Origin of the sequence: Mesorhizobium loti R88b (assembly GCF_013170845.1) — a bacterium.
Lineage (GTDB): Bacteria > Pseudomonadota > Alphaproteobacteria > Rhizobiales > Rhizobiaceae > Mesorhizobium > Mesorhizobium loti_B.
In genome coordinates this window covers 5722778-5736813 of record NZ_CP033367.1, presented here as the reverse complement: position 1 = coordinate 5736813, position 14036 = coordinate 5722778, and the positions used below count along the sequence as shown (strand labels likewise).

Genomic DNA, 14036 nt, shown 5'->3' with positions numbered 1-14036 from the left:
CTCCTTGTGGAGCCAGCCCCCATGCGGGAGCTGGCTGTTAGAGGATTGGCTTTCCCTTTTCGTTTAGGCCTTCGATGCCTTTTCGAGGAACAGCTGCGACATGGCGGTCGGCTGCACGCCGGCCACGCCCTTCGCCGTTGCCGTCAGGTAGTCGTAGAAATAGCCGAAAATGACCGGCGTTTCTTCGAGCAGCAGCTTCTGGATCTTGCCGGCATCCGCCTTTTGCGCCTCGAGGTCGAGCGCGCCGATATAGCTGGCCGCCAGCGTGTCGTAGTCCTTGTTCTTGAAGTGTGCCGCGTTCCAGGTGCCGTCGCTCTTCAGAGGTGCGGCGAGATAGACATTCGGCACGCCGCGGTGACCGTAGTCGGTGATGCCCATTACCGAATCCAGCCAGTTCGACTTGCCGAACACCGCATCGCCGTAATAGCCGCCCTGGTCGAGGATGTTGAGTTCGAGCTCGACACCGATCTCCTTGACCCAGTTCTGGATCAGCTGCGCGTATTCGGGGATTTCGAGGTAGCGCTCGGTGGTCAGCGTCACCTTGAAGCCCTGGGCAACGCCGGCTGCTTCCATCAACTGCTTGGCCTGTGCGATGTCCTGCTTGCGCTGCGGTATGCTCGTGTCGGTCGAGGGGTAGACTGCGGCGAACGGGCTGTCGTTGCCGAGGGCCGAGCGTCCCTTCATCAGGCCGGCGGCGAGCTTGTCGCGATCGAGGCAGAGCGCGATAGCGCGGCGCACGCGCGCATCCTTCAACGGGCCGTCGTCGCAGCGCATGTGAAGCTGCTGATGGGCTGACGACTTCAGGCTGATGATGTCGACGCTCGGATCGTTGAGCAATGCGACGCCCGAGAGCACCGGCATCTGGTTGATGATGTCGACCTGGCCGCCCTGCAGCGCCAGGATCATCGGTTGCACGTCGGTGAAGAAGGTGAACTCGGTGCGATCCGGCAGTGCCTTTGGCCCCCAGTAATCGTCGTTGCGGACGAAGGAGGCGCCGACCTTTGCCGTGTACTTCTCGATCTTGAACGGCCCCGTGCCGTCGAAGCTCTTCTCATAGTCGCCCTTGTAGCTCGCCGGGATGATGACGGCGTTGTAGTTGTCGGACGACAGCATGTAGGGAAAGTTGCCGTTCGGCGCGTCGAGGTGGAACTCGACCGTGTAATCGTCGACCTTCTTCGAGGCGCCCTTCTGCAGGATGCCGGTGAACACCGACAGCGCGTTGGACGAGTTTGCCGGGTCGGCAAGGCGATCGATGCTGGCGACGACGTCGTCGGCCTTCATCTCGCCGCCCGAGTGGAATTTCACCCCCTTGCGCAGCTTGAAGGTCCAGACCGTTCCGGTGTCGTTCGGCTTCCAGCTCTCGGCCAGCGCCGGCTGCAGCACGAGGTCGGGGCCGTCGACGCAGAGGAACTCGGCAACCTGCTGCATGACCAGAAGGCCGCCGGCGTCCGCGATGGTGACCGGGTCGATGGCGGCTGCCGGCACGCTGCTGGCGACGCGGATGGTGGCGCCGGCGGCGCCTGCGGCGCGGGCGAGCGACGGCATGCCACCGAAGCCGGCGGCCGTGGTGATGCCGCCCAGAAGCGGCAGCGACAGGCCAAGCAGGCTGCCGTGGCGAATGAAGTCGCGGCGGCTGACACGGCCGTCGACGAGACCGTCGATGAGGTGATTTTCGAGCGGCGAGCGATTGCGCCGGATCAGATCGAGAATGCGGTAGTTCTTCATGGGTCTAAGCCCTTTCCCCAGTTGTTGTGGTTGGCGAGTTCATTCCAGTTGACGAGTTCCGCGGAGTTCTCCGGTTCCAGGCGCTCATCATCAGTGTCGGTCGATGGACTGTAGCATGCGGTTTCGACTGGTCCATCCGCTCGTTGGGATGGAAAAGTCAGATTTTCTTGATGAATTGTCTGTCGACCAGGCGACCCAAGGGCGCCCTTTTCTCGATAAATCCTGCTTGCTTTTCGACATCCTCCTAATTCAGCGGCAAACGGCGATATGTCCCGGGCTTCGCCGGGTCGTGATACTTGTTGCATGGTCCGTTCTCGACGAAATCGCGATGGCAGGCGTCGAGGTTTTTCCGCGACAACGTAACGCCGAGACCGGGGCCTACCGGCACGCGCACGACATTGTTCCTGGGCGAAAACGGCCCTTCCTCGGTAATGTCCATAGGCTGCATGCGAAACAGCGACTGGTTTGGCTCCCGGATCCAGCCGAGCGCGGCGCACAGATGCAGATAGGCGGCACTGCCGATGCCGCTGTCGCCGCTGTAGCACCAGAAGTCGACGCCGGCATGCTCGCAGGCGCCGACGAAACGCAGCATGCGGCCGATGCCGCCATGCGCCGTCGGATTGCCGACGAAGGCGTCGGGAACCTTGAGGTCCATGGCGCGCGCAATGTCGATGTTGTGGGTCGAGAACGGGATCGAGCAATGCTGCCGCAACTGGCGCATCTCCTCGATCGTCGCCACCGGATCCTCCCAGTTGCGCACGCCGAGATCCTCCAGTGGCCGCGCCAATTGCCTGGCGGTCGCCAGCGAATAAGCCTGGTTGGAATCGATGCGGATCATCGCCCCGTCGCCGAGCTTTTCGCGGATCAACTCGACCATTTTCAGCGAGACCTTCGGGTCCTCGGTCGAGAATTTGCCTTCGAAGAAGGTCGTTCCATGCGTCTCATGCAGTTCGACGCAATAGTCGGCGACTTCTTCCGGCGTCGTCTCGCCCTTCACTTTGGGTCCGTCGCCGCGCAGCGAGAAATAGTCGGTAAACGGGATGTCCTTGCGCACCGCGCCGCCGAGCAGTTGGTAGAGCGGCTGGTTCCACGCCTTGCCACGCAGATCCCATAACGCCATCTCGATAGCGCCGAAGGCCATGATGCGGGTGCGGTCGTTGATCGACTGCACGCCGGTCCAGTAGGGCAGGCAGACATGTTCGGCGCCGGCGATGTCGAAGGCATCGCGGCCGACCAGCCGCTCGGCCAAGACACCATTGATGATCGCGGCCGCCGCCGGCGTCGGCGCCTCGCCGAGGCCGATCAGTCCATCCTCGGTCTCGACCTCGACAATGGTCTGCGAAAACCCGTCCAACTCGCCGAACACCCAGCCATAGGGCGCTTCGAGGCGAAGATTGATCGGCGTGGCCTTGATGCTGCGGATTTTCATCTCAGCCACCGATTTCAAAGAACGGGGTGCCGAGCAGGCTCGGGTCCACGTCGATGCCGAGGCCGGGTCCGTCTGGAATGCCCATATGACTGCCGGTGACCGGTGGAGCGTTGAAGGCCGTGCGCACCGTCACCCATTCATGGAACGCAATCGCATGCAACCGCCGCTCTTCCGGCGTCGACAGCGACAGATGCGCCATGGCAGCGGTGTCGATCTCGGCGCCGCCTGTATCCTCGACAGTGATCATGAAGCCAAGATCGACGGCCACGTCGCGGATCTGCCGGGTCCTGGTCACGCCGCCCAGCCGCGAGATTTTCAGCGTCAAGCCGTCGGCCGCGCCCAGGCGGTGAATCTCCAGCATCTCTTCCAGCGACGTCACGGATTCGTCGAGCACCATCGGCTTGTCGAGCATGCGGCGCACCGACATGTTCTCATCGATCGTCGTGCAGGGTTGCTCGAACGTGTAGTCGATCGCGCGCGTGGCATCGGCGAACTGCCGTGCCTGATAGGATGTCCAGCCGGCATTGGCGTCGCAGAAAATCACCGTGCCTTTCGGCACGGCCGAGGCGACTGCCGTCACCCGCTCGATGTCGTCGTGCACATTGCCGCCCACCTTGACCTGCACACGGCGGCAGCCCTCGGCGATGATCCTTGTTGCCAGTGCCGCCATCTGGTCGAGCGTGCCGTGGGTGACGACCCGGTAGGTCTCCGCCATATCGCTCTCGCGGCCGCCGAGCATGGTCACCAGCGGCACGTCGGCGGCGCGCGCCGCGAGATCCCAGCAGGCCATGTCGAGCGCCGACTTGATGTAGGGATGGCCCTTGAACACCGTATCCATCAGCCGGCCGATACTGGCCAGCCCGCGTGGATCCTGGCCGATAAGGTGCGGTGCGATTTCCGGCACGCCCGCGCGCACTCCCGCCGGAAACGCCGCCGAATAGAAATTGCCGAGCGGCGCCATCTCGCCCCAGCCGGTCACGCCGCTATCGGAGGTGATGGAGACGATGACCGCGTCGAAGCAGTCGGCCTCGCGGCCCTTGGACATGCGGTAGGGACCGTCCACGAAGGGTTGCACGACATGGTATGCCTTGATGGATTTGATCTGCACTGCTGTCTGTCCGTTGTCGGTGATGTCTGGAATGGATCGCCTGTGCGGCGATGCGCTCAGCCGTTGTTGTTCCGGCCGGCACGATCGACCCTGGCGCCCTTCGATTCCCGCTGCTCAAGCCCGCGCGCATAGGCAAGCAACTCCTCGAAATCGATGTCGATATGTTCGCGGGCATAGCGCTGGGCGGCACTCATATCGTTGCCCTTCATGAGCCGCACATAGGTCTCGTGCATGTCCTCGACCGGCACCGGCTCGTTGCGGGCATGCAGATGGAGCGCGAAATACATCTGCAACCGGCTGGTCAGCCGCTGCCAGGTTTCCAGCAGCACCGAATTGTCGGCCCATTCGTAGATCAGGCCATGCAGTTGCAGCGCTGTTTCGATCTGCCTTGTGGTGTCGAGGTCGCGCGTCGCCTGTTTCACGGCTTCATGGCGCCGGTCGAGTTCATCGAAGAAGCGCTGATCGCGCTGTGGCCAAGTGCGTTCGATGGCGAACTCGTCCAGCACCTTGTTGAGCGAATAGGCATCGTCGATGTCCTTGGCGGTGACATCGATGACGAAGGTGCCGGCATAGGGAATGCTGGTCAGGATGCCTTCCTGCACCAGCTCGCGCATCGCCTCGCGCAATGGCGCGCGGCTGACCCGCATCTGTTCCGAGATCCTGAGCTCGTTGAGCTTCTGGCCGGGTTCGAGCTGGCCGGTCAGGATCGCGCGCCGCAGCAACGCCACGATTTCGGCGCGGCGCGTCGTGTCGGCAATCGGGCTGAAATCCGTCTTCACCATCCGGCCCACTCCAACGAGAACAGAAGGCAAGACAATCAGATTGTCGACAATCTAACAAGATGTCATTTTCGTTTTTTACCGTCGCCCGACAATTTGATCCGGATGCGGTTTGGGTGCTCAGGCCGCCCGGCCGTAGAAGCCGACCCGTTCCTCGACACTGAACGTCACACCTGGCTTTTCATAGTAGGAGAACACCGCGATGATGCGTTCGCGCTCGCCTTCGACCGTGGTGACACGGTGCGCTGTGTTCTTGCCGCGAAAAACATTGAGTGTACCCGGCTTCATGCGCAGGATTTTTGCGTCGGGATCACGCCCTTCGAGCAGCCGCGCGACACCCTCATAATTCGGGTTGTCATCCGATCTGAGATCAGTGCGGTATTCGAGGTCGCCGCCGCGCTCCGCCTGCTGCAGCAGCAGCGTCGTGGTGAATTCCGAGCGGTCGAAATGCCAGTTCAACGCCTCGCCGGCGCGATAGGCCATGACATTGGTGCGGGCCAGCGGATCCTGCATGACATGTAGTTTTGCCTTGCCCATCGTTGCCGCGAGGAATCGCACCAGCGGCTCGTATTCGTAGATGGCGAGCACGGTGCTTTCCGGAATCTGGTCGGCACAGACCGTGTGGCTGATGGTCTCGACCTTGCGCAGGGCGGGGTGGTCGGGCGCCAGTTCGGGAATGCTGGGCTTGAAGTAGATGTTGTGCATCCGCTTGTGGACATGGGACCGCGTGTCCATGACCGGCCTGATTTCCCGCACCGCTTTTTCGGCGATGCCGGGCCGCAGAAAGCCTTCGAGATTGAACATGCCGTCGGTTTCGAGCGCCGCGATCGATTGTTCGACGAGACGCTTCCATTCGGCACTGCCTTCGCGGTCCAGCGGATAGCGGTCGAGATCGAGAATGTCGTTCATGTCGCGTGCTCCATGGGGTTGGGCACAGAAGACGGCAAAAAATTCTTTCCCTCAACGTGGAAAATTATTAGGATTGGCCAAGAAAAACTTACGGAGCCTGCCATGGAACGGCTGCCGCCGCTGAATGCGATCAAGGCCTTCGAGGTCGCGGCCCGGGCCGGCAGCTTCACCCTGGCCGCCACCGAGCTTGGCGTGTCCTCGGCGGCGGTCAGCCAGCAGATCCGCAATCTCGAGACCTGGTTCGGCAAGCAGCTGTTTGTCCGCACCGGCAACCGCATCACGCTGACCGACGCCGGCCACGCCATCTATCCGCAGACCGCACGCGCCTTGGGCGACATCGCCGCCATTGGCCAGCGCATGCTGGAGGGCGGCTTGCGGACGCGCCTTGTCGTCAGCGTGCCGTTCTCGCTGGCCGAGCTGTGGCTGGCGCCGAAACTGGTTGTGCTGCTCGACACCTTTCCACACATGGCGGTCGACGTGCGGGTCGAAGACGATCCGGTCGATCTGATGCGCTGGAATATCGATCTGCGCATCTCCTATGGCGACTATCACTATCCGGCCCTGCGGATGATCCGCCTCGTGCATGACGATGTGCTGCCGGTCTGCGCGCCGGAATTCTGGCACCGTTACGGCAATGGTGATCCGGGGCTCGCGAATCTACACGAAAGCCAATTCATCCACACCAATTGGGGGCCGAACTACGCTTCGCACCCGACCTGGGCGGACTGGTTCGCGGCCTGCGGCGGCAGCCGCTCGCCAGATCCGTCGCATGGACGCCGTGTCGGCCTGTCCAGCCTGGCGATCGCCTCGGCGAGGCTTGGCCTGGGCATCGCTCTTGGCCAGCGGGTAATGGCGCAAGCCGACCTGGAGGCGGGGCGGCTGATTGCGCTTTCCCCTGTTTCAGTGCGCCTTGGCCATCCCTATTGCGCCTTCATGCCGCCGGCCAAGGCCGACCGCGCCGATGTCGCCGCTCTTGCCGGCCTGCTCATGAAAACGGCGCCCGCGACCTGAGAAAAGGTCGGGGGCGCCGCGCGGAAACCGGGCCTGCGGGGGATTCAGGTAGCCGGTTTCTGTGGCAGTGGCGAGATCGGCATTCCGGGTCCGATCTTCTGCAGATTGCCTGTGATCACCTGGTCGCCTTCGGCGACGCCGGTCAGGATGGCCACCATGTCGCCGCTGGTCGGGCCGAGCGAGACCAGCCGCTGGTCGACCGTGTTGCCCTTGCCTACGACATAGACATATTTGCCAAGCTGGCTCGAACCCAGCGCCGTCTGCGGCACCATCAGCGCATCGGGCTGCTGCCTGATATGCAGCCGCACGCGGACATACTGGCCGGGCATCAGCGTGAACTTGGCGTTGCCGATGGTGGCGCGTGCGGTGATGGTTCCGGTCGAATGGTCGACCGTGTTGTCGATGAAGGTGAGTTCGCCCTTCTGGCTGGTCTCGGTCTCGCCCGGAAGCAGGACCTCGACCTCGATCGGGCCGGCCGCGCGGGCCTGCTCGATCTCGACCAGATCCGTCTCGCTGGGATTGAAGGTGACATAGATCGGGTCGAGCTGCACCAGCGTGTTGAGCACCGTGCCGGCAACGCTGACCAGCGTTCCGACCGAGGCCTGGTTGCGGCCCAGGCGCCCGGTGAAGGGTGCATGGATTTCAGCGTAGCTCAGATTGAGCTCCGCCGTGCGCACCGCCGCCTGGTTGAGTGCCAGCGACGCCTGCGCTTCGCGCAAGGTGCTGGTGCGCTGGTCGAAGCTGTCCTTGTCAAGGTAACCGCTCTTGGCGAGTTCGGTGCCGCGGCCGAGATTGGAACGCGCATAATCGAGTGTTGCCGTATCGCGCTGTACCTGGGCTCTCGCCTGGTCGAGCGCAGCCTGGAAGTCGTCAGGCGAGATCTTGTAGAGGAGGTCGCCCTGGCGGATATCGGCGCCGTCTTGCGCCGTCTGTTCCTGCAGGTAGCCAGGCACACGCGCTTGCAGCGTGACGCTGCGGATCGGCTCGATGCGGGCGGCATAGTCGAGATAGATCGGGATCGTCTTCTTGACCACGTTCGCCACCGGCACCGGCATGACGAATGCCGCTGGAGCCGGCGTCGCTGCTCCGGCCGTGCCGCTGCTCAGCCTCAGGTTGCCCATGTCGAGAAGGTGGACGCTGGCCACCGAGATCGCGCCCAGCGCGACAGCGGTTCCCAAAGCGATTTTCCATTTACGCATGATTATTCTCCAATCTTATTCAGCCGCTTCCGCCAGGGGAGGGAAGGCGGGTTCGGCAGTTGGTTCAGTGTGTTGGGAGGCGGGTTCGCCGCTTTCGCGGCGCTCCCGCAACTGTTCGATGACCGCGTAGAAGACCGGCACGAACACCAGCGACAGGATTGTCGCGGCGACCATGCCACCGAACACGGTGGTGCCGATCGACTGCCGGCTTGCCGCACCGGCGCCTGTCGCAAACATCAGCGGCAGCACGCCGAGGATGAAGGCGAAGGCCGTCATCAGGATCGGCCGGAGTCTCAGCCGCGCGGCTTCCATCGCCGCCTCGACGATGCTCAAGCCTTCCTCGCGTCGCCGCCTTGCGAACTCGACGATCAGGATCGCGTTCTTCGCCGCCAGGCCGATCAGCATGACGAAGCCGATCTGCGAATAGACGTCGATCTGCATGCCGCGCGCCCAGAGGGCCACGAAGGCACCGAACAAGGCCAGTGGCACCGCCAGCAGCACCATGAACGGCATCGCCCAGCTCTCATACTGCATCGCCAGGATCAGGAAGACGAAGACGATCGCGAGGCCGAAGACGACCGACGCGATCGATCCCGCCTTGAGCTCCTGGAAGGTGATGCCGGTCCATTCGAAGCCGAAATCCCTGGGCAGCGCGGTGGCCGCGGCCCGTTCCATCGCGGCCACTGCCTGGCCCGACGAGAAGCCGGGAGCAGCGCCGCCATTGATCGTGGCCGAGGCATTGTTGTTGTAGTGCGGCACGGTTTCCGGGCCGACGAACGGCACGAGTTTGCCCAGCGTCGAAAGCGGCACCATGCCGCCGGACGCATTGCGCACATAGAGCCGTGATATGTCGGCTGCACCCGCACGTGCATCCTTGTCGGCCTGGATGGTCACCCGGAAGGTGCGGCCAAACAGGTTGAAGTCGTTCACGTAGAGCGAGCCGAGATAGATCTGCAGCGTGTTGAAGACGTCGGGCAGGTTGAGGCCGAGCAGTTTGGCCTTGCTGCGGTCGAGGTCGTAGTTGAACTGCGGTGTCGAGGTCGAGAACGGCGAAAACAGCTGCTGCGGGTTGATTTCCGGCTGTTTGCGCGCCTCGGCGATCACGGCTTGCGTCGCGTCGTTGAGGGCCGTGCTACCACGGCCGGTGAGATCCTCGACGACGAATTCGAAGCCGCCCGTGGTGCCGATGCCAGGGATCGAGGGCGGATCGAAGCTCAGCGCGAAGGCTTCCGGCATCTGCAGCAGCTTGCCGCGCACATCGGCCACGAGCTTGGATGCGTTCTGGTCGGGGCCACGTTCTTCCCAGGGCTTCAGGATGGCGAACTCGACCGCCGAGTTCGACTGTGCGGCACTGGTCAGGAAGTTCAGGCCGCTGATCGAACCAACAATGTCGACGCCGGGTGTCGCCTGCAATATGTCGCGCGCCTTCTGCGCCACCGCATCCGTGCGTTCCAGCGATGCGCCGTCAGGCAGCTGGATGACGACGAAGAAGTAGCCCTGGTCCTCGACCGGAAGGAAGGTCGAGGGCAGCTTCTGCCAGACGAAGTAGGTGGCGACCAGTCCGGCCGCGAACAGGCCAAGCATGATCCAGCGCAGCCGGATGAGGATGCGCACGCCATGAGCGTAGAGATGCGACAGCTTGTCGAAGCCGGTGTTGAACCAGCGGAACGGGGCAAACTGCGTCTCGCCGCGATGGCGCAGGAAGGCGGCGCTCAGCGCCGGGCTCAGGGTCAGCGAGTTGAAAGCAGAGATGCCGACGGAGATCGCTACTGTCAGCGCGAACTGATTGTAGAGCTTGCCGGAGACGCCGGGAATGAAGGCGACGGGGACGAAGACGGCCATCAGCACCGCGGTGGTGGCGATGATCGGTCCGGTGACCTCAGCCATCGCGGCCCTGGTCGCCGCCAGCGGTTTCAGACCGGCCTCGAGCTGTCGTTCGACATTTTCGACCACCACGATGGCGTCGTCGACGACGAGGCCGATGGCCAGCACCATGCCAAGCAAAGAGAGCATGTTGAGCGAGAAGCCGAGCATCTCCATGACAACCATCGTCGCCACCAGCGACACCGGAATGGCGATGGTGGGAATGATCGTCGTGCGCCAGCTCTGCAGGAAGACGAACACCACGGCAACGACGAGCACCAGGGCCTCGCCGAGCGTGATCAGCACGTCATGCATCGACGCCGAGACGAAGCGGGTGGTGTCGTAGTGCATCGCGTAGGAGACGCCCTTCGGAAAACGGCCGGACAGCTCCTGCATCTTGTCCTTGACGCGCTGCTGAAGGTCGAGCGCGTTGGAACCGGGCATCTGGTAGACGGCGAGCACGACGGTCGGATCTTTGCCGAAGAAGGCGGAGGATGAATATTGCAGCGCGCCGAGCTCGATGCGGGCGACGTCGCGCAGCCGCACCAGCGAACCGGTGTCGGTGTTGGCGCGCACGACGATGTCGCCGAACTCCTTCGGGTCGCTCAGGCGGCCGACGGCGTTGACCTGCATCTCGAAGGCGGTGCCGGCAGGCGCCGGCGACTGGCCGATCTTGCCGGCCGCCACCTGGACGTTCTGTTCCGAGATGGCGTTCTGCACGTCGACCGCGGTGATGCCGAGATTGGCGAGCTTGTCCGGATCGAGCCAGACGCGCATCGAATAGCGCCGCTCGCCAAAGATCTGGACGTCGCCGACGCCGGGCAGGCGCTTCAGCGGATCGACGACCTGCAGATAGGCAAGGTTCGACAGCGCCACCGGATCGACCGATTTGTCGGGCGATGTCAGGTTGACGATGAGGACGAAGTTCGGGTTCTGCTTCTTGATCGTCACGCCGCCCTGGTTGACGATCGCGGGCAGCGACGAGGCGGCCTGCGAGACGCGGTTCTGGACGTCGACGGCGGCGGTGCTCAAGGAATAGCCGACATCGAAAGTGATGGTGATGGTCGAGGAGCCGTCATTCGAACTCGTCGACGACATGTAGGTCATGCCTTCGACGCCGTTGATCTGTTGCTCCAGCGGCGTCGTCACCGTATCGGCCACGACTTGCGCGCTGGCGCCCGGATAATGGGCGCTGACGACCACCTGCGGCGGTGTGATGTCTGGGAACTGCGAGACCGGCAGCAGGAAATAACAAATCGTCCCGGCGAGCACCATGATGATGGCGATCGCCGAGGCGAAGATCGGACGGTGGATGAAAAAATTTACCACGACACGCACGCCTCTCCGGCTGCTCTCGCCCGCCCAAAGGCGCTGGCGACCCTGGACAGCCTTTGGCCGCGCCCGTCACTGGACTCTTCCAGCGAACGCAGCAACGGCACCTCGCGACGCTGCTCATCGGCAAGCGAGCGGAGCATTTTCTCGAAGGCGCGGGGGTCGACCCCGTCTGCCTTCATGACCAGCCGGATCATCGGATCCCGGACGGCTTCATCTATGGTAAGATCGCGGCGCTGTGGCATTGGCCGGCTCCTTGTCTGTCGATTCGCAGCCCATGCTCGCGAACCGTTTTCATCTCTTTCACCGGCCGGAGCCGCATGAACTGCAGTTTTTCGCTCATTCCGATCTGGCAGGACCAGTTCACGGCCTTGTTATTGACGGAAGGCGACATAGGTGTTACCAGTAAGTAACATCTGCATAGTTACAGACCGGTAACACCCTAGTCAAGAGGTGGCCGTGGTTTTTAGGAAACGAAAGGAGATCATGATGACAGACGGCGTCGTGGAGCGCTCACGTCCCCGGGATCGAATCCTCGAGACGGCGCGTGACATGTTCCACAAGCATGGCATCAAGGGTGTCGGCGTCGATGCCATCACCGAGGCTGCCGGCACGAACAAGATGACGCTCTATCGTCACTTCGAATCCAAGGACGACCTGATCGTCGAATGTCTGCGTGCCACGGCATCCAAGGCCGGCGCGATGTGGGAAGCATTCGAGGTCGAGTTTCCCGGTGACAAGCTCGCCCAACTGCATGCCTGGATCCGCATGGCCGCTGATTGCCTGACGGCTGATGGCCGCGGCTGCGACATGGCCAATGCCGCTGCTGAACTGACCGAGCCGGACCATCCGGCCAGGCGCGTCATCAAGGAAATCAAGGAAGCCCAGCGCGATCGCCTTGTAACGATGTGTCGCGATGCCGGCATCGGCCAGGCTGAGCTTCTCGCCGATACGCTGTCGCTGCTGCTTGAAGGCGCGCGCGTCAGCGTGCAGACCGTAGGCGCCGAAGGTCCGAGCACGCAATTCGTGCGCATGGCCGAAGGGTTGATCGTTTCCTTCCGGGGCACTGCCGCCGGTTGAAATGACTCGCCGTCATTGATAACGCGCCATTTGATCGTGTGATCGAGTGCGATGCCTGGAGCCCTTTGGCGTCGGCAATACCGCTTTTCCTGACCGCTGAACGAAAAAAGCCCGCTGCCGGGAGGAGGTGGCAGCGGGCTCGATTTCGAATGTGGCGCGGGAGGAGGTGCACCCCATTCAGCGTCGGCATCGCATCTGGGAGGAGTAGATGGCCGACAACCAGAAACTACGATTTGCCCAATGATTCGGCAACAATGAATTGTGCATAGCTGCTGTGCAGATTTGCCGTGTCAATTATCATACAAATCCGGGAAACCGGGTTTGCCCAGAGCAATTCCAGGAAAAGTGTGAAACGGTTTTCCGTCCGGAATTGCGGCAAAACAAAAAATGGAGGTGTTCGCCGTTTCCGTGAAAGGGTGAACAACTCTGCCCCCGTCCTCACTGGACCGGCACGTTTTCTCTGAAGATCAGTCGCGGCTCGATGAATTTACGTGTCAGGTAAGGCGCCGATGAGGCAATGGAGCCGAGCAGGCGGATGACCGACTGTTCGGCGATCAGCCTGGCGTTCTGGTCGATGACGACGTCGACGAGATCATCGACGAGATAACCGCGCGTTTCCCTCGTCAGGTCGTGGCAGATGAACACCGGCTTGCGGTTGGGTCTCGCTTCCCGGATGGCTTTTGCCACGCCGGAGCGCCCAGCCCCGACGCAATAGATGCCGAGCAGTTCCGGCTCGTTGCGCAGCGCCTTCATGGTCTCGGCATAGCTGGCATCCGGCTCGTCGTTGATCTCGACGGCGCTGGTCACGGTGAGGTTGGGAAACTCCTCGCCGAGCACCGAGCGAAAGCCCATTTCGCGTTCCTCGTGGCCGCGATAGGAGCGTGAGCCGACCACCATCGCCAGATGGCCCGTGCGGCCGCTGAGGAAACGTCCCATCAAAAGTGCCGCCGTTCGCCCCGCCACCCGGTTGTCGATGCCGACATAGGCCGAGCGGGGAGCGGCCGGAATATCGGACACCAGCGTCACCAGGCGAATGCCGGTGTCGACAATGTCGCGCAGGATGTTGCGGGTTCGGGGATGATCCACGGCGATGACACCGACGCCATTGGCCTTGATCGAGAGGTTTTCGACGGCGCTCTGCAACGCGTTCGGCGCGATGCCGGCGAGGTTGTGGATCCGGCAGGAAGCGACCAGCGGCAGGCGCGATGCATAATCCTCAATGTGTCTTGCCAGATCCTGCATGAAGGCGTTGCTGCCGATCGGCAGGAAGAATTCGAGGTTTGCGGGCTTCGATGGAAGCGTCACCTGATCGGCGACCGGCAGATAGCCGAGCTGCTTGGCGGCCTCCATCACGCGCTGCCGGTTGGCGGCGCTGGCACCCGGCCTGTGGTTGAGCACCCGGTCGACCGTCGCGGTCGAGAGCCCGCAGTTCCTGGCGATGTCGGAGACAGTGGCCTTCATGCCGCAACCCTATGCGCCGATGCTATGGCGCGCCAGACAAGCGATGTGATGGGCGATGTGTCAGATGATATAATCTGAAGGGCGGGTGATCGATACCCGTCGCCGCGATGCGCATTCGGCTGCTTCGACAAGACGGCTTC

At 62.8% G+C, this 14036-nt stretch carries 11 protein-coding genes; 3 read left to right on the top strand and 8 right to left on the bottom strand.

The annotated features are described in order from the left end of the window. Window positions 1-63 precede the first annotated feature (63 nt). The 5 genes from EB235_RS28170 to EB235_RS28150 all read right to left on the bottom strand — a co-directional run bounded on the left by EB235_RS28170 (window position 64) and on the right by EB235_RS28150 (window position 5950). Window positions 64-1725, bottom strand: coding sequence for an ABC transporter substrate-binding protein (locus tag EB235_RS28170; RefSeq protein ID WP_027034128.1), 1662 nt, complete (start codon window positions 1723-1725; stop codon window positions 64-66). 244 nt (window positions 1726-1969) lie between these two features. Then, window positions 1970-3154: a mandelate racemase/muconate lactonizing enzyme family protein gene (locus EB235_RS28165; protein WP_027034129.1), complete on the bottom strand. Its 1185-nt coding sequence runs from the start codon at window positions 3152-3154 to the stop codon at window positions 1970-1972. 1 nt (window position 3155) lies between these two features. After that, window positions 3156-4262, bottom strand: coding sequence for a mandelate racemase/muconate lactonizing enzyme family protein (locus EB235_RS28160; RefSeq protein WP_027034130.1), 1107 nt, complete (start codon window positions 4260-4262; stop codon window positions 3156-3158). Window positions 4263-4318: 56 nt separating this feature from the next. Continuing rightward, window positions 4319-5044: a GntR family transcriptional regulator gene (locus tag EB235_RS28155; protein WP_027034131.1), complete on the bottom strand. Its 726-nt coding sequence runs from the start codon at window positions 5042-5044 to the stop codon at window positions 4319-4321. A gap of 117 nt (window positions 5045-5161) precedes the next feature. Next, window positions 5162-5950 carry a HalD/BesD family halogenase gene (locus EB235_RS28150; RefSeq protein ID WP_027034132.1) on the bottom strand — a complete coding sequence of 263 codons (789 nt, stop codon included), beginning with the start codon at window positions 5948-5950 and terminating at the stop codon, window positions 5162-5164. 102 nt (window positions 5951-6052) lie between these two features. Here EB235_RS28150 and EB235_RS28145 point away from each other — a divergent pair, with 102 nt between their 5' ends. Further along, window positions 6053-6961, top strand: coding sequence for a LysR family transcriptional regulator (locus tag EB235_RS28145; protein ID WP_027034133.1), 909 nt, complete (start codon window positions 6053-6055; stop codon window positions 6959-6961). Between the two features lie 44 nt (window positions 6962-7005). On the opposite strand, the gene EB235_RS28140 is transcribed toward EB235_RS28145, so the two are convergent. Continuing rightward, window positions 7006-8160 (bottom strand): efflux RND transporter periplasmic adaptor subunit, encoded by a 1155-nt coding sequence (locus EB235_RS28140; RefSeq protein ID WP_027034134.1) that lies wholly within the window; start codon window positions 8158-8160, stop codon window positions 7006-7008. A 15-nt stretch (window positions 8161-8175) separates the two neighbouring features. Further along, window positions 8176-11352 (bottom strand): efflux RND transporter permease subunit, encoded by a 3177-nt coding sequence (locus EB235_RS28135; RefSeq protein ID WP_027034135.1) that lies wholly within the window; start codon window positions 11350-11352, stop codon window positions 8176-8178. Between the two features lie 62 nt (window positions 11353-11414). Here EB235_RS28135 and EB235_RS28130 point away from each other — a divergent pair, with 62 nt between their 5' ends. Both EB235_RS28130 and EB235_RS28125 read left to right on the top strand, forming a co-directional pair. Then, on the top strand, window positions 11415-11768 hold the full coding sequence (locus tag EB235_RS28130; RefSeq protein WP_171878155.1) for a hypothetical protein: 354 nt from the start codon (window positions 11415-11417) through the stop codon (window positions 11766-11768). 76 nt (window positions 11769-11844) lie between these two features. Further along, on the top strand, window positions 11845-12435 hold the full coding sequence (locus EB235_RS28125) for a TetR/AcrR family transcriptional regulator (RefSeq protein ID WP_027034137.1): 591 nt from the start codon (window positions 11845-11847) through the stop codon (window positions 12433-12435). A gap of 438 nt (window positions 12436-12873) precedes the next feature. Here the strand turns inward: EB235_RS28125 and EB235_RS28120 are convergent, their stop codons facing one another. Beyond that, a complete protein-coding gene (locus EB235_RS28120; protein ID WP_027034138.1) occupies window positions 12874-13896 on the bottom strand; it encodes a LacI family DNA-binding transcriptional regulator in 1023 nt (340 codons plus the stop codon). Window positions 13897-14036: the final 140 nt, after the last annotated feature.